The organism is Cellulomonas sp. NS3 (assembly GCF_024757985.1).
GTDB lineage: Bacteria > Actinomycetota > Actinomycetes > Actinomycetales > Cellulomonadaceae > Cellulomonas_A.
Map to the genome: position 1 here is coordinate 4,060,617 of NZ_CP103289.1, position 24,915 is coordinate 4,085,531.

Consider the following 24,915-nt stretch of genomic DNA (forward strand, 5'->3'; position numbering starts at 1 on the left):
GTCGCATGCCCACGACCGCGGCCGGTCGCGGCCGCACGCCGGACGTCGCCCGGGGCCCGTCATGATCACGACCCACCCGGAGCAGACCTTCCGGCACGACCTCGTCCTGCACGACGGGCCCGAGGACCTCGTCCGGCTCATGGCACCCTTCCTGCGCGCGGGCGCCGCCGCCGGGGAGCGCACGGTCGTGCTCGGGCGCCCCGACCTCGTCGACGCGCTGCTCGCCGCGGTGCCCGAGGTCACCGACGCCCTCGCCCTGCGCGAGCAGGAGCACGAGCGGTTCGCCGGTCGCGACCTGCACCGTGCGCAGCAGCTCCTGGCCCGGTTGGACGGCGAGGGGACCGCGGTCCGGATCGTCAACCAGATGCCCGTCGCGACGACCCCGGAGCAGTGGCACGAGTGGCGCCGGTACGAGGCGGCCGCGAACGTCGTCCTCGCGCCCTACCGGGCGTGGGGCAAGTGCGCGCACGACGAGCGCACGCTCGACGCCGGCATGCTCGAGGACCTGCGGGCGACGCACGCGCACGTCGAGGACGCCCACAGCGGGGGCCCGAACGCCGCCTTCGACGAGGCGGGGACGCACGCCGGCACCTTCTTCGAGGTCCCCGCGCACCCCACGGAGGCCTCGCCCCCGACGCTCGCGCTCGTCGACCCGTCGTCCGCGGACGCCCGCCGTGCGGTGCGCGAGCTCGCGCTGCGGGCGGGGCTCCCGGAGACCGCCCAGGAGACGGTCATCCTGGCCACGAGCGAGGCCGTGGAGAACGCGTGGACGCACGGGCGGGCCCCGGTGCTGGTCCGCGGCTGGCTGGACCGGCCGGGGCGCGTCACCGTCGCGGTGAGCGACACCGGCCCCGGCCCGCACCCGCTCGTCGGCCTCCTGCCCGCGTCGCCCGGCAGCCCGTACGACCGCGGCGGGATGTGGATGGTCCAGGTGCTCCTGCGCGACGTCCACCACCGCACGGGGCCGGGCGGCTACACGGTGACGTTCAGCGTCGACGACGACCCCGTCGCGCCCCCGCGAGGCTGAGCGCACCGCCCCGTCCGGGCGGCGGCGCGCTCCCCCGCCTCAGTCGAGCACGTACCGCGCGAGGTGCTCCCCGGTGAGCGTCGAGCGCACCGCGACCAGGTCGGCGGGCGTGCCCTCGAACACGATCTGCCCGCCGTCGTGCCCGGCTCCCGGCCCCACGTCGATGATCCAGTCGGCGCGGGCCATGACGGCCTGGCTGTGCTCGATCACGATCACGGACTTCCCGGACTCGACGAGCCGGTCGAGCAGCCCGAGCAGCTGCTCGACGTCCGCGAGGTGCAGGCCGGTCGTCGGCTCGTCGAGCACGTACACCCCGCCCTTCTCCGACATGTGCGTCGCGAGCTTGAGCCGCTGGCGCTCGCCGCCGGACAGCGTCGTGAGGGGCTGCCCGAGGCTGAGGTAGCCGAGCCCGACGTCCGCGAGCCGGTCGAGGATGGCGTGCGCCGCAGGCAGCCGCGCGTCGCCGGCGCCGAAGAACTCCTCGGCCTCGGTCACCGACATCGCGAGCACCTCGCTGATGTCCTTGCCGCCCAGGTGGTACTCGAGCACCGACGCCTGGAACCGCTTGCCCTGGCACTCCTCGCACGTCGTCGCGACGCCGGCCATCATCGCGAGATCGGTGTAGATGACGCCCGCGCCGTTGCACGTGGGGCACGCGCCCGCGGAGTTCGCGCTGAACAGCGCCGGCTTGACGCCGTTGGCCTTGGCGAACGCCTTCCGGATCGGCTCGAGCAGCCCCGTGTACGTCGCGGGGTTGCTGCGCCGGGAGCCACGGATCGGCACCTGGTCGATCGACACGACCTCGGCCCCGCGCGGGATCGAGCCGTGCACGAGCGAGCTCTTGCCCGAGCCGGCCACCCCCGTGACGACGACGAGCACGCCGAGCGGGATGTCGACGTCGACGCCGCGCAGGTTGTGCGTCGTCGCGCCCCGGATCTCGAGGGCCCCCGTGGGCGTCCGCACCGAGTCCTTCAGCGTCGCCCGGTAGCCGAGGTGGCGGCCCGTGAGCGTGTCGCTCGCGCGCAGCCCCTCGACGCTGCCCTCGAAGCAGATCGTCCCACCCGCGGTGCCGGCCTTGGGCCCCAGGTCGACGACGTGGTCCGCGATCTCGATGGTCTCGGGCTCGTGCTCGACGACGAGCACCGTGTTGCCCTTGTCGCGCAGGCGCAGCAGCAGGTCGTTCATGCTCTGGACGTCGTGCGGGTGCAGGCCCGTGGTCGGCTCGTCGAAGACGTACGTGATGTCGGTGAGCGACGAGCCGAGGTGCCGGATCATCTTGGTGCGCTGCGCCTCGCCGCCCGAGAGCGTGCCCGACGACCGGTCGAGCGAGAGGTAGCCGAGGCCGATCTCCACGAACGAGTCGAGGGTGTCGCGCAGCGTCGCGAGCACCGGGGCCACCGACGGCTCGTCGAGGCTGCGCACCCACTGCGCGAGGTCGCTGATCTGCATCGCGCACGCGTCGGCGATGCTGACCCCGCCGATCTTCGAGGAGCGGGCGCCCTCGTTGAGCCGCGTCCCGTCGCAGTCCGGGCACGTCGTGAACGTGACCGCGCGGTCCACGAAGGCCCGGATGTGCGGCTGCATCGCGTCCTTGTCCTTCGCGAGCAGCGACTTCTGGATCTTCGGGATCACGCCCTCGTAGGTGAGGTTGATGTTGTCGACCTTGATTTTGACCGGCTCCTTGTAGAGCAGGTCGTGCAGCTCGGCCTTCGTGAACTGGCCGACGGGCTTGTCGGCGTCGAAGAAGCCCGACTGGCTGAAGATCCGGCCGTACCAGCCGTCGACGCTGTACCCGGGGATGGTGAGCGCGCCCTCGTTGAGCGACTTCGACGCGTCGAACAGCGCCGTGAGGTCGAAGTCGGTGACCTTGCCGATGCCCTCGCAGCGCGGGCACATGCCGCCGGTGATGCTGAACTCGCGGCGCTCCTTGGTGGTCGTGCCGCCCTTCTCGTACGTGACGGCCCCGGCCCCGCTGATCGAGGCGACGTTGAACGAGAACGCCTGCGACGAGCCGACGTGCGGCTGCCCGAGGCGGCTGAACACGATCCGCAGCATCGCGTTCGCGTCCGTCGCGGTGCCGACCGTCGAGCGGGGGTTGGCGCCCATGCGCTCCTGGTCGACGATGATCGCCGTCGTCAGGCCCTCGAGGACGTCCACGTCGGGGCGCGCGAGCGTCGGCATGAAGCCCTGCACGAACGCGCTGTAGGTCTCGTTGATCATGCGCTGCGACTCGGCGGCGATCGTGCCGAACACCAGCGAGCTCTTGCCCGAGCCGGACACGCCCGTGAACACGGTGAGCCGGCGCTTGGGGAGCTCGACGCTGACGTCCTTGAGGTTGTTCTCGCGCGCGCCGTGCACGCGGATGAGGTCGTGCGAGTCGGCGACGTGGCCGGTGCGCGGCTGGGTGGACGGCTCGGTCGTGGACGGCTCGGTCTCGGTGCTCGTGGCCATGAGGGGAGGTCTCCGTCGGTGAGGGCTGACCGGCTGGCGGCAGGGCGGGTGGAGAGGGTCCACGCTAGCGACGAGGGCCCACACGGGAAGACCCCCGGCACGCCCGGAACTCAGCGGGGACCGCTGTGGCACCCTGGGACGGTGCTGATCGAGGACCTCGTCCGGCTGCGCCGCGCGCGCGACACGATGGACCGCGACTACGCGCAGCCGCTCGACGTCCCGGCCCTCGCGCGCGTCGCGCTCATGTCGGCCGGCCACTTCTCCCGCAGCTTCCGCGAGGCGTACGGGGAGACCCCGTACGCGTACCTGATGACGCGGCGGATCGAGCGCGCGAAGGCCCTGCTGCGGCGCGGCGACCTGTCGGTGACCGAGGTCTGCATGGCGGTCGGCTGCACGTCGCTCGGGTCGTTCAGCTCGCGGTTCACGGAGCTCGTCGGCGAGAGCCCGAGCGCGTACCGGGCCCGGGTGCACGACGACGCCCCGATCCCCGCGTGCGTCACCAAGGTCGCCACGCGACCGGTCAGGAACGGAGAAGCGCGCGCCGCGCACCCGCCCCTAGCGTGAGGCGCATGGACATCTCCCTCGCCTCCTGCTTCATCGCCGTCGACGACTTCGACAAGGCGCTCGTCTTCTACCGCGACGTCCTCGGGCTGGAGGTCCGCAACGACGTCGGCTTCGAGAACATGCGCTGGATCACCGTCGGCTCGCCCTCGCTGCCCGACGTGGACATCGTGCTCGAGCCGGCGCTCGCGGACCCCAACGCCTCGGCCGCCGACAAGCAGGCCGCCGCCGAGCTGCTCGCCAAGGGCATGCTGCGCGGCGTCATCTTCCGCACCGACGACGTCGACGCGACGTTCGAGCGGCTCCGCGCGGCCGGGGCGGAGGTCCTCCAGGAGCCGTTCGACCAGCCCTACGGCGTGCGCGACTGCGCGTTCCGCGACCCGGCGGGGAACATGCTGCGGTTCAACCAGCCGCGCGCCTGACGGCCCGCTTCCCGCGGGCACCGGCTGCCTTCGCCGCACGGACGGGAGCACCCGTGCCGGGCGGAGAGCGACCGTGGAGCGGCGGGTCGTCGCCCGCCGTCAGCGGAAGTGCGCGCCGCCGTTCACGTCGAGCACCGCACCCGTGATGAAGCCCGCGGCGCCCGAGGCGAGGTAGACGACCGCCCCGGCGACGTCGTCGGGCACCCCGGCACGCTTGACGGCCGTCGACGCCACGGCGGCGCGCTGCGCCGGCTCCGGGGTGTGGGTGGCGTGGAACGGCGTCGCCGTGATGAAGCCCGGGGCGATCGCGTTGACCGTGATCTGGCGCGGACCCAGCTCGCGGGCGAGCCCGCGCGTGAACCCGTCCATCGCGGCCTTCGCGGTGGCGTACGCCACGGCGCCCGTGCCACCGCCGTCCTGCGCGGCGAGCGAGCTGATCATGACGACGCGGCCGCCGTCGGGCATGAACGGCAGCACCGCGCGCGTCGCGTAGAACGCGCTCGACACGTTGAGGTCGAGGACCTGGTGCCAGTGCTGGTCGTCCATCTGGTGCACGAGCTGCCGGTCGACGAGCCCGCCCGCGTTGTTCACGAGGATGTCGATGCCGCCGCCGAGCGCCTCCGCGGCCTTCGCGACGACGTGGTCGACGTCCCAGCTGTGCCGCGCGTCGAGCTGGAACGACTCGCTCGTGCGGCCGAGACCCTCGATCGTCGCGACGACCGGCGCCGGGTCGTGCGCGAGGTGCGTGACCGCGACGTCCGCGCCGGCCCGGGCGAGCGCGATCGCGATCGCCTTCCCGATGCCGGCCGCGCCGCCGGTGACCAGCGCGCGACGACCCTCGAGGTTGTCCATCCCCACTCCTTGGGCTCACCGGAGCCGCGGGCGCCTGCGCCGGGGCGGCGGCAGGGCACGCCGAGGTCACCGGCCGTGCAGACACGGGTTCGGCGCGCCGCACGTCGTCGCCGGGGAGCCCGGTCGACGGCGCTGCGGCCGTCGTCGTGCCACCGGGCGCCACGTGCGGGGGGCGCGCCGTGGCGCACGGTAGCCGCCCGTGGGCACGGGGGTCTACTCCCCCGATCGAGGGCTCCGGCGCGCGCTCCTCGGGCCCGGGGACGCGCCGTCGTCGGGCACCGGTGCGTGCCCGGGTCACCCGCCCGTCGACGCCGCCCCCGGCTTCGGGTAGGAGGCGAGCGGGAGGCGGTACGCGAGGTCGACGGCGGTCTCGACGGCCTCGTCGAGGTCGAGCCGGTGCTCGGCGACGAGGCGCGCGAGGTGGCCCGCGTCGATGCGGCGCGCGAGGTCGTGGCGCGCGGGGATCGAGAAGAAGGCGCGCGTGTCGTCGACGAACCCGGTCGTGTTGTAGAAGCCGGCGCTGTCCGTGACGGCCTCGCGGAACCGGCGCATCCCGTCGGGGGTGTCGAGGAACCACCACGGCGCCCCGAGCCGCATCGCCGGGTACACGCCGGCGAGCGGCGCGAGCTCGCGCGAGTACGTGTCCTCGTCGACCGTGAACACGATGAGCCGCAGGCCCGGGTGGTGCCCGAACGCGGTGAGCAGCGGGCGCAGCGCGTGCGTGAACTCGGTCGGCACCGGGATGTCGTAGCCGACGTCCGGCCCGCGTGCCGCGAGGACGGCGGGGTCGTGGTCGCGCAGGACGCCGGGGTGGAGCTGCATGACCAGGCCGTCCTCGGACGACATCCGCGCCATCTCGAACAGCATGTGCCCGCTGAACGCCTCGGCCTCGGGGGCCTCGACCTCGCCCCGCACCGCGGCCGCGAAGATCCGCTCGGCGTCCGCGAGGGGCAGCGGCGACGTGTCCCCGCGCAGGTGCCCGTGGTCCGTGGCGCGCGCGCCGGCCGCGACGAACGCCGCACGGCGCTGCTCGAGCGCGCGCAGGTAGCCGGCGTAGGTCGAGGCGTCGACGCCCGAGCGCTCGGAGAGGAGGTCGAGGTCGGCGCGCCACGTCGGGCGGTCGAGGTGCAGCAGGGCGTCGGGTCGGAACGTCGGGACGATCCGCTCGCCCCAGCCGCGCTCGGCGAGCGCCGCGTGGTCAGCGAGGGACGCTGTCGCCGGGTCGGTCGTCGCGAGGACCTCGATGCGGAACTCGTCGACGAGCGCGAGCGGGCGCATCCGCGGCTCGGCGAGGCGCTCGCTGATCGCGTCGTACAGGCGGTCGGCCGACTCCGCGGACGGGCGCTCGGTCAGCCCGAGGACTCCGGCGAGCACGTGCTCGAGCCAGAACCGGGTCGGGGTCCCGCGGTACAGGTGCCAGTGCGAGGCGAACGTGCGCCAGATCGCGCGCGGGTCGGCCTCGACCGGGCGGCCGTCGTGACGCGGGACGCCGAGCGCGTCGTGCGGGACGCCCTGTGAGACGAGCATCCGCACGAGGTAGTGGTCGGGGACGACGAACAGCTCGGCGGGGTTGCCGAACGGCTCGTCGGCGTTGAGCAGGGCGGCGTCGACGTGCCCGTGCATGGACACGATCGGAAGGTCGACGGTCGACGCGAGGATCTCGCGGGCGAGCGCGCGGGTCGTGGGGTCCGCGGGCAGGGCGCGGTCGGGGTGCAGGGCCCAGGTCGTGGTCTGGGCGCGGTTCTCGGCGGTCACGTCGTCTCCCTGTGCCGGTCGTGCGGGCGGTCCCCGGTGACTCGCGCTGCATCGACGTGCAATCGTTTGCGACGACCCTAGCGTCGGGTCGGGGACGCGACAACGGGCGAGCCCGTCGGGATCCGAGCGCTCACCATCAGGCTGCCGTAACACCTCGGACCGGTGCGCCAGCGCTGCGGCGCCGCCCGCGACACCCTGCCGGCGGGCCGTCGCCGAGACGGTCGTTGCACGCCACGACGCGCCCGTGGTGCAATCGCATCCATGACCCCACCGGTGACGCTGCGCGACGTCGCGCGGGCCGCGGGCGTCTCCCCCGCGACGGCGTCCCGCGCGCTCGCGGCCACGGGCTCGACCTCGACCGACCGCCGCGCGCAGGTGCACCGCGCCGCACGCGAGCTCGGCTACCGCCCCAACCGCGCGGCCCGCGAGCTCATCACCGGGCGCACCGGCAACCTGTGCCTCGTCGTCCCCGACCTCGAGAACCCGTTCTTCGCGGCGGTCGCCAAGGCCGTGCAGTCGCGGGCGCGCACCGCGGGCTACGCGGTCTTCGTAGCGGACTCCGAGGAGGACCCGCACCTCGAGTCCGAGCTCGTGACGCAGCTCGGCGCGCAGGCCGACGGTGTGATCCTGTGCGCGCCACGCATGAGCGAGACCGCCCTGACCCGGCTCAGCGCGGGGCGATCCGTGGTGCTCGTGAACCGCGAGGCGCCCGGCGTCGCGTCGGTCGTGGTGGACAACGTCGACGGCGTGCGTCAGGCCGCCGCGCACGTGCACGCCCTGGGCCACCGCCGGGTGGCGTGGGCGGGCGGACCGGCCGACTCGTGGTCGGACCGCGAGCGCCACGCGGGCCTGCTCCGTGCGGCCGAGCGGCTCCCCGGTCTCGAGGTTGTCGACCTCGGCCACTTCGCGCCCGTGTTCGCGGGCGGCGTCGCCGCGGCGGACCTCGTGGCCGCGTCGCGCGCGACCGCGGTGCTCGCGCACAACGACCTCATGGCGCTCGGGATCCTCGACCGGCTGCGCTCGCGCGGCACGGCCGTGCCCGGCGGCGTCTCCCTCGTCGGCTACGACGACGTGCCGGCCGCGACGCTCGTCTCGCCCGCGCTCACGACCGTCGCCGTGCCGTTCGGCCGCCTCGGCCGGGCCGCGGTCGACACCCTGCTCGGCCTCGGCACCGGCCTCGGCACCGTCACCGGCACGGGCCGCACCGCGGGCGCGCCCCGAGGAGCGGCACCCGACCCGGGTCCCGACGCCGCCGACCCCACCGCGCCCGGGCACCGGCTCGCCGTCGAGCTCGTCGTCCGCGGCTCGACCGACACCGCCCCTGGAGGCGCATCGTGACCACGACCCCCACCGACGCGCGTCCCACCGACCCGGCCCCCGACGCCGCGCAGCTCTCGCTCGCGACGCTCGACGCCGCCGCGGCCCACGCCGGCGCGTCGACCTGGACCCCGCCCGCGGTCGACCCGGGCGCGCTCGAGGTCGGGATCGTGCACCTCGGGCTCGGCGCATTCCACCGCGCGCACCAGGCCGTGCACACCGAGGACGCCGCTGCCGTGACCGGTGAGACGCGCTGGGGCATCCTCGGCGTCACCCAGCGCAGCGCGCGCGTCGCCGAGCAGCTGGCGCCGCAGGACGGGCTGTACGGCGTGCTCACGAAGGGCCGCACCGCGACGTCGCTGCGCGTGATCGGCTCGCTGCGCGGCGTCGCGTTCCCCGGCACGCAGACACCCGAGGTGCTCGACCGCCTCGCCGCACCGACGACGCACGTCGTGTCGCTCACGGTCACCGAGAAGGGCTACCGCCGCGCGCCGGGCGGCGGCCCGGACCTGGACGACGCCGGCACGCAGGCGGACCTCACGGCGCTCGCGGCCGAGCTCGGCGCCCCGGGCGCGGGCGCGACCGACCTGCGCCCCGCCGCGACGTCCATGGGCCTGCTCGTGCGCGGGCTCGCCCGGCGGCACGCGACGTCGGGCGCGCCCGTCACGGTGGTGTGCTGCGACAACATGGTCGACAACGGCGCCCAGGTCCGCCGCATCGTGACCGGGTTGCTCGACGCGGTCCCCGGTGCGGAGGCGCTGCGCGCCTGGGTCGAGGAGTCGGTGCGCTTCCCCGGCACGATGGTCGACCGCATCGTCCCCGCGACGACGGAGGAGCACCGGGCGCAGGCGCACGCGGTCCTCGGGCTGCGGGACGAGGGCCTCGTCGTCGGCGAGCCGTTCACGCAGTGGGTGATCGAGGACGACTTCGCCGGCCCGCGCCCGGCGTGGGAGCGTGCGGGCGCAACGCTCACCGGCGACGTCGCGCCGTACGAGCGCGCGAAGCTCCGGGTGCTCAACGCGACGCACTCGACGCTCGCGTACCTCGGCGCGCTGCACGGCTACCGGACCATCGCCGAGGCCGTCCAGGACCCCGCGCTCGAGCAGGTCGCGCGCGCGCTGATCGACGAGGACGTGCTCCCGACGCTCACCCCGCCCGACGGCCTCGACCTGCACGCCTACCGCGACTCGGTGCTGGAGCGGTTCGCGAACCCGAACACCGGGCACACGACGATCCAGGTCGCGATGGACGGCTCACAGAAGCTGCCGTTCCGGCTGCTCGCGACGGCCGCCGACCGGCTCGCCGCCGGGGCGGTCCCGCACGCGGTGGCCCGGGCGGTCGCGGCGTGGGTCGTGTTCGTGCGGCGCGGCGCGTCCGCGACCGGTGACGTGCTGCCCCTCGACGACCCGCTGGCCGACGTGCTGCGCGCCGCTGCCGCCGGCCCCGAGGACGGGCTCGCGGACCGGATGCTCGACCTCCGCGCGGTCTTCCCGGCCGAGGTCGGGGACTCCCCCGAGATGCGCGCGGCCGTACGAGCCGCCGTGCTCGAGCTGCTCGCGGACGTGCGCGAGGCCTGACACCTGGCGCGTCCAGGCGCGCGCGACCCAGCCTTGACGTCGGCGTTCCGCGCGCCCTATCGTGGAAAGCGCATTCCCGCGCCTACCCCACTCGGAGAGACAATGACGTCCCGCACGCTCCGCATCGCGATGAACGGCATCACCGGTCGCATGGGCTATCGGCAGCACCTGGTCCGCTCGATCCTGGCGATCCGCGACGCAGGCGGCGTCGTGCTCGAGGACGGGTCGGTCGTGCAGGTCGAGCCCGTGCTCGTCGGGCGCAACGAGGGCAAGGTCCGCGAGCTCGCCGCACGCCACGGCGTCGCCGGGTGGAGCACCGACGTCGACTCCCTGCTCGCCGACCCGACGATCGACATCTACTTCGACGCCCAGGTGACCTCGCGCCGGTACGCGGCGCTGACGGCGGCGATGAAGCAGGGCAAGCACATCTTCACGGAGAAGCCGACCGCCGAGACGCTCACGGAGGCCGTGGAGCTCGCGCGCGTCGCCCAGGACGCGGGCGTCACCGCGGGCGTCGTGCACGACAAGCTCTACCTGCCCGGCCTCGTCAAGCTGCGCCGGCTCGTCGACGAGGGCTTCTTCGGGCGGATCCTGTCGCTGCGCGGCGAGTTCGGCTACTGGGTGTTCGAGGGCGAGCACCAGCCCGCGCAGCGCCCGAGCTGGAACTACCGCAAGGAGGACGGCGGTGGCATGACCACCGACATGTTCTGCCACTGGAACTACGTCCTGGAGGGCCTGCTCGGCTCGGTGAAGGCCGTCACCGCGAAGACCGTGACGCACATCCCGACCCGCTGGGACGAGAAGGGCCGCCCCTACACGGCCACCGCCGACGACGCCGCCTACGGCATCTTCGAGGTCGAGGGCCCCGAGGGCGAGGAGATCGTCGCGCAGATCAACTCGTCCTGGGCCGTGCGCGTGTACCGCGACGAGCTCGTCGAGTTCCAGGTCGACGGCACCGAGGGCTCGGCGGTCGCCGGCCTCAACCGCTGCGTCGCCCAGCAGCGCGCGCACACCCCCAAGCCGGTCTGGAACCCGGACCTGCCGGTCACCGAGTCGTACCGCGACCAGTGGCTCGAGGTCCCCGCCAACGCCGACCTGGACAACGGTTTCAAGCTGCAGTGGGAGGAGTTCCTGCGCGACGTCGTCGCCGGGCGCGAGCACCGCTTCGGGCTGCTCTCGGCCGCGCGCGGCGTGCAGCTCGCCGAGCTCGGGCTGCAGTCCTCGGCCGAGGGGCGCCGCCTCGAGATCCCCGAGATCACGCTGTGACCACCGGGTCCCCCGACCTGTCCCGGCTCTCGCTCAACACCGCGACGACCAAGGCGTGGGACCTGCGCGAGGCCGTCGACGGCGCCGCGCGCGCGGGGCTGCCGGCCGTGGGCCTGTGGCGCGACCGCGTGCAGGAGGTCGGGGCGCCGCTGGCCGCGAAGATCGTCGCCGACGCCGGCCTGCGCGTGTCGTCGCTGTGCCGCGGGGGCTTCCTGACCGCGTCCGACGACGCCGGCATCGCCGCGGCGCTCGAGGACAACCGGGCCGCCGTCGTCGAGGCGGCGACGCTCGGGACGCGCGAGCTCGTGTTCGTCGTCGGCGGGCTGCCGGCGGCGTCGGCCCCCGGCGGACCGGCGCTCCCGTACCGGGGGACGACGGGCGCGACCCCCGCGGCAGCGCCCGGCACGTCGTCGGGCGCGCCCGCACGGACGCCCGACGGCAGCGACCCCGCGCGCGACCTCGTCGCCACCCGCGCCCGCGTGGCCGACCGCATCGCCGACCTCGTGCCTTTCGCGGCCGAGCACGACGTGCGGATCGTCCTCGAGCCGCTGCACCCGATCTTCGCGGCGGACCGCGCGGTGATCTCGACGCTGGGCCAGGCGCTCGACCTCGCGGCGCCGTTCCCGGCCGAGACGGTCGGCGTCGTGGTGGACACCTACCACGTGTGGTGGGACCCGGACCTCGAGCGGCAGATCGCCCGCGCCGGCGCCGAGGGCCGGCTCGCGGGCTACCAGGTGTGCGACTGGGTCCTCCCGCTCGCCGCCGACGCGCTGCTCTCGCGCGGCCACGTCGGCGACGGGTACGTCGACTTCGCGACGATCACGCGCTGGGTCGCCGCCGCCGGGTACACCGGGGACGTCGAGGTCGAGATCTTCCGGCAGGAGATCTGGGACGCGCCGGGCGACGAGACCGTGGCGACCCTCGCCGACCGCTACGCGCGGCACGTGCTGCCGCACCTCTGACGCCGGAGCGCCGGACGTCCGGCGTCCCGGCGCCCGGCGCTGCGGGGCGTCAGACGGAGGCGGTCTCTCCGCGCCGCGGCACCCGCAGCCGGTGCGCCTCGCCCGCGGCCGCGAACGTCTCGACGAGCAGCGCGAGCGGCTGGCTGAAGTGCGCCCAGTCCTCGGTGTGCACCGGGACGACGACCGCGTCGGGCCAGAGCCCGGCGACGGCGAGCGCGCGCTCCGCGTCGAGCGTGAGCGGCTCGCCGGGGAGGCCGGGGGTCTGCGCGTCCCCGGCGAACAGCACGGCCAGCGTGACGTCGGGGACGCGCCGGGCGATCTCGGCGGCGATCTCGACGGACGCGTTGTCGCCGGACACGTAGACGGTCGGCTCGCCGAGGGCACGCAGGACGAAGCCGGTGACCGGCCCGGTGAGCGGCTCGCAGCCCTCGGGCCCGTGGCGGGCGGGCACGGCGGTCACGACGACGTCGCCCGCGGGCCCCGCGAGCGTGACGTCCTCCCACGGCTCCAGGCCGCGCGCCGCCGGGACGTCGGTGAGCCGGCTCGCCGCGGCCGGGGTCGTCAGCACGCTCCCGGCAGCGGGGAGCAGGGCACGGCCGGACGCGTCGAGGTTGTCGGCGTGCTCGTCGTGGGACAGCAGGACGACGTCGACGGGTCCGAGCTCTGCGGCGCCGACCGCGGGCCCGCGCAGCTTGGTGAGCGTCGCGCCAGGGGACGGGTACGTGCCCGGCTCGTCGAACGTCGGGTCGGTGAGGAACGTCAGGCCGGCGTAGGTGAGGCGGAGCGTGGGGCCGCCGACGAGCGTGGTCGTGGGGCGCGCGTGCGCCGCTGCGGGGGTGACGGGTGAGGTCTCGAGGTCCATACCGTCACTCTCGCCCGGGTCTCCCCGCTCGCGGCAGTGGCCCACGGGCGCATGGTCGATAGGATCGGGCCATGCCGCACCGGGTCGTCGTCCTCGCGTTCGAGGGCATCAGCCCGTTCCACCTCGCCGTCCCGACCACCGTGCTCGGCAACGAGGCGCTCGCCGCGCGCGGGCTCCCCTACCGCGTCCGCGTCGCGGCGCAGCGACCCGGCACGTTGACCACGAGCGCGGGCTACGACCTGACCGTGCGCCACGGGCTCGAGCTGCTCGCCGAGGCGGACACGGTCGTCGTGCCGAGCTGGACGCGCGGCACCCCGCCCGACGACGAGCTCGTCGCCGCCCTCCGTGCGGCGCACGCGCGCGGCGCGCGGCTCGTCGGGCTGTGCCTCGGGAGCTTCGCGATCGCCGCGACCGGGTTGGTGGACGGGCGCGAGGTCGCGACGCACTGGGAGGCCGCCGACGAGCTCGCCCGCGCGCACCCCGCGGTGCGGGTCCGCTCCGACGCGCTGTGGTGCGACCTCGGGGACGTCGTCACCTCGGCCGGCGTCGCCGCGGCGCTCGACACGTGCCTGCACCTGGTCCGCAGCGACCACGGCGCCCTCGTCGCGAGCGCGGTCGCCCGCGCGCTCGTCCTGGCGCCCCACCGCTCCGGCTCGCAGGCCCAGTTCATCGAGGCGCCCGTGCCGGCGGCGCAGGACGACGACCCGATGGGTACGGCGATGTCGTGGGCGCTCACCCGGCTCGACACCACCGACGTGGACCTCGACGCGTGGGCGCGCGCCGCGACGATGTCGCGCCGCACCTTCACTCGCCAGTTCCGCGAGCGCACCGGGACGAGCCCGCAGCAGTGGCTCCTCGACCAGCGGCTCGACCGGGCGCGCGTGCTCCTGGAGGCGACGGACGAGACAGTCGAGCGGGTGGCACAGCGCTGCGGGTTCGGGGGCGGGGCGTCGCTGCGCCAGCACTTCCGGGCGCGGTTCGGCGTGAGCCCGCGGGGTCACCGGGCGGCGTTCCGTCCGGCGGGGACCGTGGGCGTCGCCTGAGCGGCGGGCGCGCCCCCAGGCCGACCGGCTGCCGAGCGGGCGACGAGGCGTCGGAGGCCGAGGCCGCCTGACGACCGCAAAGCGCTGAGCCGCCCGCCGACCCTGCCGTTCGGCGACCGGGCTCGTCCCGCGACGGCGCCGCTCGAGCACCGGCCGCCCGGCGACCGAGCCGTGCTCCGCGGCGTCAGGCCCCGGTGCCGGTCGTGCGGATCGCCGCGCGGCGCGCCTCGGCGAACGTGCCGCGTGCCGGCGTGCGGGTGTCCGACCCCGCGGGAACCTGCGCGCGGCGCTGCTCGCGCAGGGGTCCGACCAGCGCCGCCGCGTCCACGTCGCGCAGGACGGCGTCCGCCGAGCGCCGGACCAGGGCCACGTTCCACGCCGACGGCCCGACGAGGACCACGACGAGCCCCGCCGGGTCGTGCACCGCGTAGAACGTCGCGTCGGCCGTCTCCACGACGGACCGCACGGCCGACTCACCGGTCGTGTCGAGGAAGGCGAGGGTGGCGGCGACCGCTCGTGCGGCCGAGACGTGCGCGTCGGAGGCCGACCCGTCGTCGAGGACGACCCGGTCGACCGTGTCGAGGGCCAGGACGTGCTCGACGTCCCCGACCGCCTGCAGGCGGTCGAGGACGTCGGAGAGCTGGTCGGGCATGGCGCGGTGCCCGGGGCTCAGATGTCGAGCTGGTCCTCGAGCCCCTTGAGCGCACGGCGTGCGAGCGCGAGGTTCGAGCGACCGCGGTCGAGGACCAGGTAGGAGAAGACGCCGGCCAGGTCGGGCCGGGCCGACAGCCGGATGAGGTGGTACTGGCTGCCCAGCGTGATGAGGATGTCCTCGATCGTCTCGCCGAGACCGAGGCTCTCGATCGCGCGCATCTTGGATCGGATGACCTCGGTGTTCACAGCGGCGGCGAGCTCGAGGTCGAACGGCACCTTCGACTGCTGCGCGAGCGCCATGCCGCTCCCGAGGTCGACGAGGGCGATCGCGAGGGCGCCGTCGAGCTCGAGGATCTGCTGGAGCGCGGCGTCGGGCGTGGCCATGGTGGGCCCTTTCGGTTGGCACGGTGTGGTGGTGGGCGCAGCACCGCGCCGCGTGCCATGGTCCGGAGCCTCCGACGGAGCGGCAACCGCCCGTCCGCGCGGGCTGTCCGGGATGTCCCGGTCCGTCCCGTTCTCGCCCTCTGCGCGCGCACCAGGTTCACCCCGACCCGCCGACCTCCGCCACCCGTTCGGAGCACGGGCGCCCGAGCGACTCCGTCCGCTCCTCCGAGCAGGGGTCGAGCGGCTCGGTCGTGCGCCCGGGGCAGCGATCGTGGCGGGCCGGGTGTCACGGGCCGCGGGGCAGTCCGCTTCACGGGCCGCGGGCAGGTCCGCCGGACGGGCCGGCGGGACGGTCCGCGGCCGCCGGGACCGGCCCGGCGGCCGCGAGCGCGCGTCAGCTGCCCGGGCTCTTGACCCCGAACAGCAGCACGCGGCGACGGATGTCGTAGTGCACCGTCCCCTGCGCGATGAACAGGTCCTGGAGCGCGTCCGCGTCGTCCGCGGTGAGCGTGAGGACCTCCTCCCACGCGCCCTGGTCCAGCACGAGCTGGAGCGTGTACGTGCCGTTCTGCCCGGGCTCACCGGGCACCCACGAGAACTGGTAGTGCGAGACCTGGCGGACCTGGATGCTGTCGTCCGTCAGCGGTTGTGTCACCTTGGCCATGAACGTCCTCCGGAGTGCGACGAGGGTCCCCGGACCGCCCCGTCGGGCTGCACGGCGGGCCGAGGACGTGGTCCCCCCAGGGTCGGCCGGATGCGCGGCGGGCGCCGTCCGGGGCGCACGTCCTGCACGATCGGGCACGATGACGCCATGGCGGAGCACCTGTTCTCGTACGGCACCCTGCAGGACCCGAAGGTCCAGCGCGCGACGTTCGGACGCGAGCTCGCCATGGCCGCCGACGCGCTCCCGGGCTACCGCACCGAGCTGATCGAGATCCACGACCCCGACGTCGTGCGCACGAGCGGGCTCGCGCGCCACCCCGCGCTCGTGCCGACGGGCCAGGACGCCGACGTCGTCGCCGGGAGCCTGCTGCTCCTCACGCCCGGCGAGCTCGCCGCCGCGGACACCTACGAGGTGGACGACTACGTCCGCGTCGCCGTCGGGCTCGCCTCCGGCGCGACGGCGTGGGCCTACGTGAGCCGCGCGCACGTCGCGCCCGGGCGCGGCCGTCTCACGTCGTGACCTCGCCCACTCCGCCGCTCAGGTCCACGCCTCGCGTGCCGATCCGAAGCGCATGGACGTCAACATCCACCCGGAGTTCGCGCCCACGTACGCCGGCATCCGACGCCAGTACGGCGACACGTGGGCCAAGCGCTTCGTGCTGACCGCACCGCTCCTGCTCGGCGACCCCAAGGGCCCCGTCTTCCGCGCCTTCCGCTCTGGGCTCGCCGCGCACGCCGCCGGCGACGCGCTAGGTGAGGACCGCGCGTGGGCGACCTGCCAGGCGCTCATGTCCGAGCTCGCGGCGTCCCTCGTCGCCGAGGCGGAGCGGTTCCTGACCGACGCGTGACCGTCGCCGGGTCAGACCGTCAGACCGTCAGACCGTCAGACCGTCAGACCGTCAGACCGTCAGACCGTCAGACCGTCAGACCGTCAGACGACGTTCCGGTGCTCCCGGTACTCGCGCCACACGTTCTCGAAGAAGTCGTCGTCCTCCGGGATGGGCCGCACGGGTCGCCACGCGAACGTGACCTTGCCCGAGCCGTCGACCCGCACGCCGTCGTCGGGCCCGACCGCGCCCGAGCCGGCCGCAGCCGGTGACGCGTCCGGCACCGCCGGCGACCACGCGACCTCCTGCACCTCCCCGTCGAGCGCCCCGCCGTCGAGCGTGAACCGGAAGATCTCGGGGAGGTCGAGCTCGCGCGCGGCGTCCTCGCCGAACCCGACCTGCGGCAGCGAGCCCTCGGGGTCGGTGTAGAGCACGGACCCGCGGGACCGGCCGCCGTGCTCGACGTAGTCGGCCATCGCGGCGAGGTAGACGGACGCGGTCGTGAGGATGTCGCGGACGAGGAAGGTGCGGTTGACGGCGCGGCGCGACCCGGCGTCGGCGGCGACGGTGGCCTCGTAGTCGGCGAGCCACGCGCGGACCTGGTCGAGCGCCTCGTGGATCGACTCGCGCGAGCGGACCGGGCCGGCCTTGGCGCTCATGAGCTCGCCGACCGCCGTGAGCAGGTCGCCGGTGTTGTCGGGGATGCCGGCGGCGGCGCGGTCGGTGGACCGCTCGACGAGCCCGTGGGCCGCCCCCAGCACCGGTCCGGCGACGGCCGCGAACTCGTCCTCGGGCAGGGGGGCGTCGGTCCGCTGCACCGCGATCCACTGCGCCGCCCGCGTCGCCCCCACCTGGCCGCTGTTGAGGGCCGCTCCCCCGGGCCGGTACACGCCGTGCGCCCCGCCGGCCTCGCCGACGGGGAAGAACCCGCGGACGTTCGACTGCCACCACGCGTCGACCACGAGGCCGCCGTTGTTGTGCTGCGCGCACACGTCGACCTCGAGCAGCTCCGTCTCGAGGTCCACGTACGGGTTCTTCTGCAGGTAGAAGTCGTAGGCGGGCCGGTTCATGCGCTGCAGCCGCTCGACGGGGGTGCCGAACAGGACGCCGGCACGCTCGAGGTAGTCGTGCGCCTCGGGCGACAGGGCCGACGCGTCGAGCTCGTCGCGCACCGGGTTGCGGCGGAAGTCGAGGAACACGCGCCGCCCGCGCAGCACGGTCTCCTGGTAGACGAGCAGGTCGATGAGCGAGGACCCGTCGCGGGCCTTCCGCACGTCGAACGGCCACTGGTAGCCCTTGAGGAAGATGAGCGAGAGCTGGCGGCCGTAGTCGGGGATCGACTCGGAGAGGAACTCGCGCTCGTCGTTCCCGTCCTGGTCGGTCGAGACGAACCGCGGCAGGACCTGCATGTACGTGCCCGAGACGTTCCAGCGCGGGTGCGTCGACGCGAGCCCGAACTGCCACTCCGTGACGTTCTTGCCGTGCACCCCCGCGCGGTACGCGGCGCCGGAGGCCCCCCACTGGCCGTGCGGGAACACGCGCGTCGCGTAGATGCCGGCCGGGCCGCCCGTGGCGTAGACGAGGTTGGTGCAGCGGAACAGCAGGAACGGGCTCTGCTCGCCGTCGTGCGGGACGTCGGTGCGCAGCACGAGCAGCCCGGCGACCTCGCCGTCGCGCACCACGAGGTCGACGACGCGGCACTCGTCGTAGATGCGGGTGCCGTTGCGCGCGACCTTCTTCTCGAGCTGCTCGACCATGCTGCGCGACGTGTACGGCCCGACCGACGTGGCCCGGCGGCGCGGGTCGTGATCGGTCTTGTAGCCGATGAACTCCCCGAACCGGTTCTGCGGGAACGGCACCCCGAGCTCGCACAGCCGCAGGAACGCCCGGGCGGAGAGCGCGGCCTCGGCGAGGGCGTTGTCGCCGTCCATCGCGCCGCCCGAGAACAGCGTCTGGGCCATCTCCCGGACGGAGTCGGGGTCGCCGCCCGAGAGCGTCATCTTGTAGTACGTCTGCTTGTCCGAGCCGGCGTTGCGGGACGCCCCGGCACCGATCTTGTCGGCCACCATGACGACGTCGGGCTGCCCGAACTCCCAGAGCCGGTCCGCGGCGCAGAAGCCCGCGGACCCCGTGCCGACGACGACGGTGTTGGCGGTCACGACCGGCACCGCGCGCCCGTCGATCGTGAGCTCGTGCGGCTCGTGGCTGGTCATCGCGGGGTCCTCCGGCTGGGGGTGGGTGGGGCGTCAGAGCGTGGGGATGTGCAGGCCGCCGTCGACGTGGAACACCTCGCCGGTCGAGTACGGGGTCTGCCCCGACACGAGCAGCGAGACGGCGCCGGCGACGTCGGCGGGCCGGCCCCAGCGGTTGACCGGCGCGAGCCCCTCGGCGATCAGCGCGTCGTACTTGCCGGCGACGCCCGCGGTCATGTCGGTCGCGACGACGCCGGGCCGCACCTCGTGGACGACGATGCCCTCGGGCGCGAGCCGCACGGCGAAGAGCTGGGTCGCCATCGCGACGCCCGCCTTGGACACGCAGTACTCGCCGCGCGCGGTGGAGACCGTCGTCGCGGAGATCGACGAGACGTTGACCACCGTCGCGACCGGGCCCTCGGGCGGCTCGGGCAGGTGGTCGAGGTCGCCGCGCAGCCCGATGACCCGGTTCGCGAACGCCTGCGTGAGGAAGTAGGGCCCGCGCAGGTTGATCCCGAGCACCCGGTCGAAGCTCTCGGCGCTCGCCTCGAGGAGGTCCGCGCGGACGCTCGGCGCGACGCCCGCGTTGTTGACCAGCACGTCGAGCCGCCCCCACGCGTCGACGGCGTCGTCGAGGTAGCGCGCGTGGTCCTCGAGGTCGGCCACCGAGCCGCGCACGTACCGCACCCGCGCGTCGTCTCCCGCGAGCGCACGCAGCTCCGCGAGCACCTCGGCCGGTTCCTCGCGCGTCGCGAGGATCGAGACGGCGAACCCGTCCTCGACGAGTCGGCGGCTGATACCGAGGCCGATGCCCCGGTTGCCGCCGGTGACGAGTGCGACTGCCGGCATCGTTGCCATCCTCTTCGCGGTCGGGCGCACCGCGGCCGTGCGGTGTCGCGCCGATCCTGGCATGCGTCACGGCGCGATGGCAAGCGCTTTCCCGTCTGTGCTCGCCCGTGCCGGTCCGCAGAGAGCGCGACGGGCGGCAGCCTGGTCGGCTGCCGCCCGTCGGACGAGGGTGCGCACCGGCAGACGCCTCACGGCGCGGGGCCGCTCGTGGCGGCGATGGTTGAGCCCGGGGGTCATGAACCGGTGCGCACCTGGTCCAACCGGTCGACCCCCCGGCGTGTTCCGCCGTCGGGGAGTGACGGCGCTCACGCCCGCTCGCCCCTTCTCGGGCACGGTCACGCACCGACCCGACGAGCGGGTGCCGCAGGCCGACGCAGGCGAGGGTCCGTGAGCCGCCGGAGGCTGTGGACGCGCGCCCGGGTGTCCGCGGCGGCTCGTAGGCTGGGGCCCGTGAGCCCGGGCCTTCCTGCGTACGACGACGTCCCGCCGTACGACCCGGCGTACGACGACGTCCCCCCGTTCGACCCCGAGTACGACGCCGCCCCGCCCGACGACGCGCACCTCGCCTCGGCGCCGCGGTCCGGTGCGCGCGGCGCGGCGTCGGGCACGTCACGCACCGGCACGCGGGCGGGCAGCACCGGGGCGGCCGGTCGCGCGACGGTGACGTCGTCGGCTGCCGTGACCTCCCGTGCGGCGGTCGCCGAGGCGCCGCCCCGGCCCGCGCGCCCCGTCGGCCCCGCGCCGACCCCGGCCGAGGTCCTGAGCACCGTCTTCGGGTACGACAGCTTCCGCGGCGACCAGGCCGAGATCATCGACACGGTGGTCGGCGGCGGCGACGCGCTCGTGCTCATGCCCACGGGCGGCGGCAAGTCGCTGTGCTACCAGGTGCCCGCGCTCGTGCGCCCGGGCACCGGGGTCGTGATCTCCCCGCTCATCGCGCTCATGCAGGACCAGGTCGACGCGCTGGCCGCCGCCGGGGTCCGGGCCGACTTCCTCAACTCGACGCAGGACGTCGCAGCGCGACGCCGGGTCGAGCGCGAGCTGCTCGACGGCGAGCTCGACCTGCTCTACCTGGCCCCCGAGCGCCTGCGCGTCCCGGACACGCTCGAGCTGCTCGGCCGCGCGGACCTCGCGCTCTTCGCGATCGACGAGGCGCACTGCGTGTCCCAGTGGGGCCACGACTTCCGCCCCGACTACCTGCAGCTCTCGGTGCTGCACGAGCGCTGGCCCGACGTCCCCCGCATCGCGCTCACCGCGACCGCGACCGAGACGACGCACGCCGAGATCGCCCAGCGCCTCCAGCTCACCGAGGCCCGGCACTTCGTCGCGAGCTTCGACCGCCCGAACATCCAGTACCGGATCGTCCCCAAGGACAACCCCCGGGCCCAGCTCCTCGACCTGCTGCGCACCGAGCACCCGGGCGACGCCGGCATCGTGTACTGCCTCTCGCGCGCGTCGGTCGAGCAGACCGCGCAGCACCTCGTCGACCACGGCATCCCCGCGCTGCCGTACCACGCGGGGCTCGACTCGCGGGTGCGCGCGGCCAACCAGGCGCGGTTCCTGCGTGAGGACGGCCTCGTCATGGTCGCGACGATCGCGTTCGGGATGGGCATCGACAAGCCGGACGTGCGGTTCGTCGCGCACCTCGACCTGCCGAAGTCCGTCGAGGGCTACTACCAGGAGACCGGGCGCGCGGGCCGCGACGGGCTGCCGTCGACCGCGTGGCTCGCGTACGGCCTGCAGGACGTGGTGCAGCAGCGGCGCATGATCGACACGTCCGAGGGGGACGCCGCGCACCGGCGCCGGCTCGGGGCGCACCTCGACGCGATGCTCGCGCTGTGCGAGACCGTCGAGTGCCGGCGCGTGCAGCTCCTCGCGTACTTCGGCCAGGAGAGCACCGCGTGCGGCAACTGCGACACGTGCCTGACGCCGCCGGAGTCGTGGGACGGGACCGTCCCCGCGCAGAAGCTGCTCTCGACGGTCGTCCGCCTCGAGCGCGAGCGCGGGCAGCGGTACGGCGCCGGGCATCTCGTCGACATCCTGCTCGGCAAGACCACGCCGCGCGTGACGCAGCTCGGGCACGCGTCGCTCAGCACCTTCGGCCTCGGCACCGACCTCTCGGACACCGAGTGGCGCGGTGTCGTCCGCCAGCTCCTCGCGCAGGGGATCCTCGGGGTCGACCCCGACGGGTACGGGACGCTGCGGCTCACGCCCGCGAGCGCCGAGGTGCTCACGGGCGCCCGGCCGGTGCGGCTGCGGCGCGAGGCGCCCAAGGCCGCGCGCGCCGCCCGGTCGTCGCGGCGCACCGCGTCGACGGCCGCCGTCGCCGAGCTCGACCAGAGCGCCGCCGCGGTCTTCGAGAAGCTCCGTGCCTGGCGCGCGGCGACCGCCAAGGAGCAGGGCGTCCCGGCGTACGTCGTGTTCCATGACGCGACGCTCCGGGAGATCGCGACGAGCGTGCCCGCGGACCTCGACGCGCTCGGGACGGTCAGCGGCGTCGGCGTGACGAAGCGCGACAAGTACGGTCCGGGGCTGCTCGCGGCGCTGCACGGCTGACGGGCGACCGGCCGGGCCCGGGCGCGGCTCGGCGGGCGGGACAGGGGCGACGGGGGCGGAGGCGGGAGACGTGGGCGCGATCCTGACGGCGCTCGGCACGATGGGCGCGATCGTCGCGCTCGGCTGGGTCCTCGGCCGCCGCGGCACGCTCGGTCCGGCCGCCCCCGCGGTGCTCGCCCGCGTGGTGTTCGCCGTCGCGACGCCGTGCCTGCTGCTCGTGACGGTCGCGAACGCCGACCTGCACCTCCTGCTCTCGCGCACCGCGCTCGTCACCGCGCTGAGCACCACGACGGTCGTGCTCGTCGCGGTCGCGGTGCTGCGCGGGCTGTGGCGCCGCTCCGCCGCGGACGTCACGGTCGCGGCGCTCGCGTCCTCCTACGTCAACGCCGGCAACCTCGGGCTGCCGCTCGCCGTGTACCTGCTCGGGGACGCGGTCGCGGTGGTGCCGTCGCTGCTGTACCAGCTGCTCGTGCTGGCGCCCGTCGCGTTCGCGGTCCTCGACGCCCGGGCTCCGGGCGCGGCCGGTCCCGACCCGACCCCAGGGCCCCCGTCGTCGGACGACGCGACCCGGCCACCGAGCACCCCGGCAGCCCCCGCCGCCACGCCGGACCTCCCGGCCGTCCCTCCGGTCCCGCCCGACACCCCACCGACCGCCGCGCCCCTCCCCGGGGTCGGACGCGGCCCCCACCGCGGGGCCCGCATGCTGCGCACCGTGCTGAGCCGGACCCTGCGCAACCCGATCATCGTCGGCGCGCTCGCGGGCCTGGCGCTCGCGGCGCTGCCGTGGACGCCGCCCGAGGTGCTGCTCGGACCCTTCGGCCTCATCGGCGCCGCGGCGGCGCCGCTCGCGCTGCTCACCTTCGGCATGTCGCTCGCGGTCCCCCGCACGGTCGACGCCCGGCCGGTGCGGCGGGAGCTCGTGCTGGTCGTGGTGCTGCGCTCGCTCGTGCACCCGCTGCTCGCGGGCGGCATCGGCGCGGCGCTCGGGCTCGAGGGCGCGGCGCTCCTGGCCGTGACCGCGATGGCCGCGCTGCCGACCGCGCAGAACGTGCTCGTGTACGCGATCCAGTACGGCCGCCAGCAGCCGCTCGCCCGGGACGCCGGGCTCGTCACCACCGTCCTCGCGGTGCCGGTCCTGCTCGTCGTCACGGCGCTGCTCGGCTGACGCCGGCACCGGCCGGCCGAGCACCCGGGAGGTTCGGGCCGACCGGCGCGAGGCTCAGGCCGGGCGCCGGGGCTCAGGCAGGAGGACCGTGGCGAGCGTCACCGTGCGGCTGCCGGCGGCCCCGCCCGCGAGGTAGGGCGCCAGGAGCTCGCCGAGGCGAGCCTGGATCTCGGCCAGGTCCTCGGTCGTGACGTGGAGCTGCACCTGCCCGAAGCCGAGGAGGTCCCGGAACGCGCCCTCGACCCCGTCGGCGCTCGCGCGGTCGAACATCTCGCCGAGGTTCGCCAGGAAGGTGAGGAAGGCCAGCCGCAGGTCCTGCTCCCCCATCTCCCGGAGCTCGGCGTGGTCGACGTGGGCCATCTGCCCGCCGAGGGCGAGCGTGCGTTCGACCGCGCCGCGCACCCGACGCTCGTCGACGACGGCGAGGACGTCGGCGTCGACGAGGGCCGCGACGTGGCGGTAGAGCGTCGCCTGGGGGACGTCGGGCAGGGAGGCCCGGAGCTCCGTGGTCGTCAGCCGGTGGGTTCCGACGGTCTGGATGATCCGCAGGCGGACCGGGTGCATGACGACAGCAGCGATCGGCGACGACCTCGGCACGGTGGACCAACCATTCTCACAGTGATAATGTTCTCAACACTCGCATCAGCGTACGACGAGCAAGGGGAGTCCCATGACCGCCATCCGACTCGACGCATCGACCCTGCACCTGCAGTTCCCCGGCTGGGAGGCCCTGATGGCGGGGCGCTCGCACTACGCGGTCGCCCGCGACGCGATCAGCGCCGCGGAGCTGCTGCCGGGCTGGACCTCGGAGGTCCTCGGCGCGCGCTCCGGCCTGGTCGTCTCCGGCCGCATCAAGGTCGGCACGTTCCGCCACCCGTCCGGCGTCCGCAGGCTCGTGGCGATGCGGCGCGGGCTTCCCCTGCTCCGGCTCACGCTCGTCGGCCAGGAGTTCGACGAGCTGCTCGTCAGCGACGTCCACGCCGAGCGCATCGCCGACGCGCTCGGCAAGGACGTCCGGCAGTGATCGGCAGCACGGTGGGGTCAGCGGTCTCTCCGAGCGCTCCGGCGCGATCGATCCGCTTGCGCGACCTGACCATCGTGCGGCGGGGCCTGCGGTGAGGGGAGGCGCCCGAGGCGGTCGTCGCCCCCCGCACGTCGGCCGTGACGACGGCAGGTGACCGGAGACCCGGTACCGTCGTGCCGTCCTGGACGACGGCTCCTCGGGTGCGGCCCCCGGGCCCGTCCCGCGGGCCGTCCACCGGCCGGGGTCCACCTGCGCGCACCGATCACCACGGGTCGCGCGCACGACCCTCGCCGGGACCACGCACCACAGCAGGGGGAAGCCATGCTCCGTGTCTCGCCACGCACCCGGAAGATCGTCGCGGCCGTGACGGCCGCCGCCGTCCTGGCGCTCGCGGGCCTGGCCGGCCTGGCGGCTATGCAGCCCGCGCGCGCCGCCTCGTCGGACCTGCCGTTCACGGTGACCACCACCTCCGACCGCCCCGAGGAGACGTTCCGCTAGGCGATGGC

Annotated in this window: 24 protein-coding genes; 14 read left to right on the plus strand and 10 right to left on the minus strand. The window is 74.9% G+C overall.

Going from position 1 to position 24,915, the window contains the following annotated elements:
• Window positions 1-61: 61 nt before the first annotated feature.
• A complete protein-coding gene (locus NXY84_RS18335; RefSeq protein WP_258724464.1) occupies window positions 62-1,027 on the plus strand; it encodes a sensor histidine kinase in 966 nt (321 codons plus the stop codon).
• A gap of 39 nt (window positions 1,028-1,066) precedes the next feature.
• Here NXY84_RS18335 and NXY84_RS18340 read toward each other — a convergent pair whose 3' ends face one another.
• Window positions 1,067-3,478, minus strand: coding sequence for an excinuclease ABC subunit UvrA (locus tag NXY84_RS18340; RefSeq protein ID WP_258724465.1), 2,412 nt, complete (start codon window positions 3,476-3,478; stop codon window positions 1,067-1,069).
• A gap of 186 nt (window positions 3,479-3,664) precedes the next feature.
• Here NXY84_RS18340 and NXY84_RS18345 point away from each other — a divergent pair, with 186 nt between their 5' ends.
• Entirely contained in the window at window positions 3,665-4,042 is a 378-nt protein-coding gene (locus NXY84_RS18345; protein WP_258727273.1) for a helix-turn-helix transcriptional regulator, read from the plus strand.
• A gap of 5 nt (window positions 4,043-4,047) precedes the next feature.
• Window positions 4,048-4,461, plus strand: coding sequence for a VOC family protein (locus NXY84_RS18350; protein ID WP_258724466.1), 414 nt, complete (start codon window positions 4,048-4,050; stop codon window positions 4,459-4,461).
• A gap of 99 nt (window positions 4,462-4,560) precedes the next feature.
• Here the strand turns inward: NXY84_RS18350 and NXY84_RS18355 are convergent, their stop codons facing one another.
• Together NXY84_RS18355 and uxaC are read right to left on the minus strand one after the other, a co-directional pair.
• Window positions 4,561-5,313: an SDR family NAD(P)-dependent oxidoreductase gene (locus tag NXY84_RS18355; RefSeq protein WP_258724467.1), complete on the minus strand. Its 753-nt coding sequence runs from the start codon at window positions 5,311-5,313 to the stop codon at window positions 4,561-4,563.
• Window positions 5,314-5,607: 294 nt separating this feature from the next.
• Window positions 5,608-7,068, minus strand: coding sequence for a glucuronate isomerase (gene uxaC / locus NXY84_RS18360; RefSeq protein ID WP_258724468.1), 1,461 nt, complete (start codon window positions 7,066-7,068; stop codon window positions 5,608-5,610).
• Window positions 7,069-7,329: 261 nt separating this feature from the next.
• On the opposite strand from uxaC, the gene NXY84_RS18365 reads away from it, so the two are divergent.
• From NXY84_RS18365 to NXY84_RS18380, 4 genes are all read left to right on the plus strand, one after another.
• On the plus strand, window positions 7,330-8,406 hold the full coding sequence (locus tag NXY84_RS18365) for a LacI family DNA-binding transcriptional regulator (protein WP_258724469.1): 1,077 nt from the start codon (window positions 7,330-7,332) through the stop codon (window positions 8,404-8,406).
• Window positions 8,403-9,962: a mannitol dehydrogenase family protein gene (locus NXY84_RS18370; RefSeq protein ID WP_258724470.1), complete on the plus strand. Its 1,560-nt coding sequence runs from the start codon at window positions 8,403-8,405 to the stop codon at window positions 9,960-9,962. The genes NXY84_RS18365 and NXY84_RS18370 overlap by 4 nt, the downstream gene beginning before the upstream one ends.
• Window positions 9,963-10,064: 102 nt before the next feature.
• A complete protein-coding gene (locus tag NXY84_RS18375; protein ID WP_258724471.1) occupies window positions 10,065-11,228 on the plus strand; it encodes a Gfo/Idh/MocA family protein in 1,164 nt (387 codons plus the stop codon).
• Window positions 11,225-12,190: a sugar phosphate isomerase/epimerase family protein gene (locus NXY84_RS18380; protein ID WP_258724472.1), complete on the plus strand. Its 966-nt coding sequence runs from the start codon at window positions 11,225-11,227 to the stop codon at window positions 12,188-12,190. Before NXY84_RS18375 ends, NXY84_RS18380 begins: the two co-directional genes overlap by 4 nt.
• A 49-nt stretch (window positions 12,191-12,239) precedes the next feature.
• Here the strand turns inward: NXY84_RS18380 and NXY84_RS18385 are convergent, their stop codons facing one another.
• Window positions 12,240-13,052, minus strand: a complete 813-nt coding sequence (locus NXY84_RS18385; RefSeq protein WP_258724473.1) for an MBL fold metallo-hydrolase — start codon at window positions 13,050-13,052, stop codon at window positions 12,240-12,242.
• A 71-nt stretch (window positions 13,053-13,123) separates the two neighbouring features.
• Between NXY84_RS18385 and NXY84_RS18390 the strand changes: the two genes are divergently transcribed.
• Entirely contained in the window at window positions 13,124-14,095 is a 972-nt protein-coding gene (locus NXY84_RS18390) for a GlxA family transcriptional regulator (RefSeq protein ID WP_258724474.1), read from the plus strand.
• A gap of 184 nt (window positions 14,096-14,279) precedes the next feature.
• Here NXY84_RS18390 and NXY84_RS18395 read toward each other — a convergent pair whose 3' ends face one another.
• The 3 genes from NXY84_RS18395 to NXY84_RS18405 form a co-directional block, all read right to left on the minus strand.
• Complete coding sequence (locus tag NXY84_RS18395; protein ID WP_258724475.1) at window positions 14,280-14,747, minus strand: hypothetical protein; 468 nt, start codon at window positions 14,745-14,747, stop codon at window positions 14,280-14,282.
• A gap of 17 nt (window positions 14,748-14,764) precedes the next feature.
• A complete protein-coding gene (locus NXY84_RS18400; RefSeq protein WP_258724476.1) occupies window positions 14,765-15,133 on the minus strand; it encodes a hypothetical protein in 369 nt (122 codons plus the stop codon).
• 394 nt (window positions 15,134-15,527) lie between these two features.
• Window positions 15,528-15,797 (minus strand): hypothetical protein, encoded by a 270-nt coding sequence (locus NXY84_RS18405; protein WP_258724477.1) that lies wholly within the window; start codon window positions 15,795-15,797, stop codon window positions 15,528-15,530.
• Between the two features lie 147 nt (window positions 15,798-15,944).
• On the opposite strand from NXY84_RS18405, the gene NXY84_RS18410 reads away from it, so the two are divergent.
• Both NXY84_RS18410 and NXY84_RS18415 read left to right on the plus strand, forming a co-directional pair.
• Entirely contained in the window at window positions 15,945-16,316 is a 372-nt protein-coding gene (locus tag NXY84_RS18410) for a gamma-glutamylcyclotransferase family protein (protein WP_258724478.1), read from the plus strand.
• A gap of 52 nt (window positions 16,317-16,368) precedes the next feature.
• Entirely contained in the window at window positions 16,369-16,644 is a 276-nt protein-coding gene (locus tag NXY84_RS18415; RefSeq protein ID WP_258724479.1) for a hypothetical protein, read from the plus strand.
• Between the two features lie 83 nt (window positions 16,645-16,727).
• On the opposite strand, the gene NXY84_RS18420 is transcribed toward NXY84_RS18415, so the two are convergent.
• Together NXY84_RS18420 and NXY84_RS18425 are read right to left on the minus strand one after the other, a co-directional pair.
• The gene (locus NXY84_RS18420) at window positions 16,728-18,836 is read right to left on the minus strand and encodes an FAD-dependent oxidoreductase (protein WP_258724480.1); all 2,109 of its coding nucleotides are present in this window, start codon (window positions 18,834-18,836) and stop codon (window positions 16,728-16,730) included.
• Between the two features lie 33 nt (window positions 18,837-18,869).
• On the minus strand, window positions 18,870-19,664 hold the full coding sequence (locus NXY84_RS18425) for a 3-ketoacyl-ACP reductase (protein ID WP_258724481.1): 795 nt from the start codon (window positions 19,662-19,664) through the stop codon (window positions 18,870-18,872).
• 450 nt (window positions 19,665-20,114) lie between these two features.
• Here NXY84_RS18425 and recQ point away from each other — a divergent pair, with 450 nt between their 5' ends.
• Together recQ and NXY84_RS18435 are read left to right on the plus strand one after the other, a co-directional pair.
• A complete protein-coding gene (recQ, locus tag NXY84_RS18430; RefSeq protein WP_258724482.1) occupies window positions 20,115-22,220 on the plus strand; it encodes a DNA helicase RecQ in 2,106 nt (701 codons plus the stop codon).
• Window positions 22,221-22,290: 70 nt separating this feature from the next.
• Window positions 22,291-23,385, plus strand: a complete 1,095-nt coding sequence (locus tag NXY84_RS18435; RefSeq protein ID WP_258724483.1) for an AEC family transporter — start codon at window positions 22,291-22,293, stop codon at window positions 23,383-23,385.
• 54 nt (window positions 23,386-23,439) lie between these two features.
• On the opposite strand, the gene NXY84_RS18440 is transcribed toward NXY84_RS18435, so the two are convergent.
• On the minus strand, window positions 23,440-23,949 hold the full coding sequence (locus tag NXY84_RS18440; protein ID WP_396126290.1) for a helix-turn-helix domain-containing protein: 510 nt from the start codon (window positions 23,947-23,949) through the stop codon (window positions 23,440-23,442).
• A 106-nt stretch (window positions 23,950-24,055) separates the two neighbouring features.
• Here NXY84_RS18440 and NXY84_RS18445 point away from each other — a divergent pair, with 106 nt between their 5' ends.
• The gene (locus NXY84_RS18445) at window positions 24,056-24,409 is read left to right on the plus strand and encodes a hypothetical protein (protein ID WP_258724485.1); all 354 of its coding nucleotides are present in this window, start codon (window positions 24,056-24,058) and stop codon (window positions 24,407-24,409) included.
• 321 nt (window positions 24,410-24,730) lie between these two features.
• Window positions 24,731-24,907, plus strand: a complete 177-nt coding sequence (locus tag NXY84_RS18450) for a hypothetical protein (RefSeq protein WP_258724486.1) — start codon at window positions 24,731-24,733, stop codon at window positions 24,905-24,907.
• Window positions 24,908-24,915: the final 8 nt, after the last annotated feature.

Bases quoted from the DNA above. Each gene is read 5' to 3' on its own strand.
- NXY84_RS18335 (WP_258724464.1), top strand. From the start codon at position 62: ATGATCACGACCCACCCGGAGCAGACCTTCCGGCACGACCTCGTCCTG.
- NXY84_RS18340 (WP_258724465.1), bottom strand. From the start codon at position 3,478: ATGGCCACGAGCACCGAGACCGAGCCGTCCACGACCGAGCCGTCCACC.
- NXY84_RS18345 (WP_258727273.1), top strand. From the start codon at position 3,665: ATGGACCGCGACTACGCGCAGCCGCTCGACGTCCCGGCCCTCGCGCGC.
- NXY84_RS18350 (WP_258724466.1), top strand. From the start codon at position 4,048: ATGGACATCTCCCTCGCCTCCTGCTTCATCGCCGTCGACGACTTCGAC.
- NXY84_RS18355 (WP_258724467.1), bottom strand. From the start codon at position 5,313: ATGGACAACCTCGAGGGTCGTCGCGCGCTGGTCACCGGCGGCGCGGCC.
- NXY84_RS18365 (WP_258724469.1), top strand. From the start codon at position 7,330: ATGACCCCACCGGTGACGCTGCGCGACGTCGCGCGGGCCGCGGGCGTC.
- NXY84_RS18375 (WP_258724471.1), top strand. From the start codon at position 10,065: ATGACGTCCCGCACGCTCCGCATCGCGATGAACGGCATCACCGGTCGC.
- NXY84_RS18385 (WP_258724473.1), bottom strand. From the start codon at position 13,052: ATGGACCTCGAGACCTCACCCGTCACCCCCGCAGCGGCGCACGCGCGC.
- NXY84_RS18390 (WP_258724474.1), top strand. From the start codon at position 13,124: ATGCCGCACCGGGTCGTCGTCCTCGCGTTCGAGGGCATCAGCCCGTTC.
- NXY84_RS18395 (WP_258724475.1), bottom strand. From the start codon at position 14,747: ATGCCCGACCAGCTCTCCGACGTCCTCGACCGCCTGCAGGCGGTCGGG.
- NXY84_RS18400 (WP_258724476.1), bottom strand. From the start codon at position 15,133: ATGGCCACGCCCGACGCCGCGCTCCAGCAGATCCTCGAGCTCGACGGC.
- NXY84_RS18405 (WP_258724477.1), bottom strand. From the start codon at position 15,797: ATGGCCAAGGTGACACAACCGCTGACGGACGACAGCATCCAGGTCCGC.
- NXY84_RS18410 (WP_258724478.1), top strand. From the start codon at position 15,945: ATGGCGGAGCACCTGTTCTCGTACGGCACCCTGCAGGACCCGAAGGTC.
- NXY84_RS18415 (WP_258724479.1), top strand. From the start codon at position 16,369: ATGGACGTCAACATCCACCCGGAGTTCGCGCCCACGTACGCCGGCATC.
- NXY84_RS18420 (WP_258724480.1), bottom strand. From the start codon at position 18,836: ATGACCAGCCACGAGCCGCACGAGCTCACGATCGACGGGCGCGCGGTG.
- NXY84_RS18425 (WP_258724481.1), bottom strand. From the start codon at position 19,664: ATGCCGGCAGTCGCACTCGTCACCGGCGGCAACCGGGGCATCGGCCTC.
- NXY84_RS18440 (WP_396126290.1), bottom strand. From the start codon at position 23,949: ATGCACCCGGTCCGCCTGCGGATCATCCAGACCGTCGGAACCCACCGG.
- NXY84_RS18445 (WP_258724485.1), top strand. From the start codon at position 24,056: ATGACCGCCATCCGACTCGACGCATCGACCCTGCACCTGCAGTTCCCC.
- NXY84_RS18450 (WP_258724486.1), top strand. From the start codon at position 24,731: ATGCTCCGTGTCTCGCCACGCACCCGGAAGATCGTCGCGGCCGTGACG.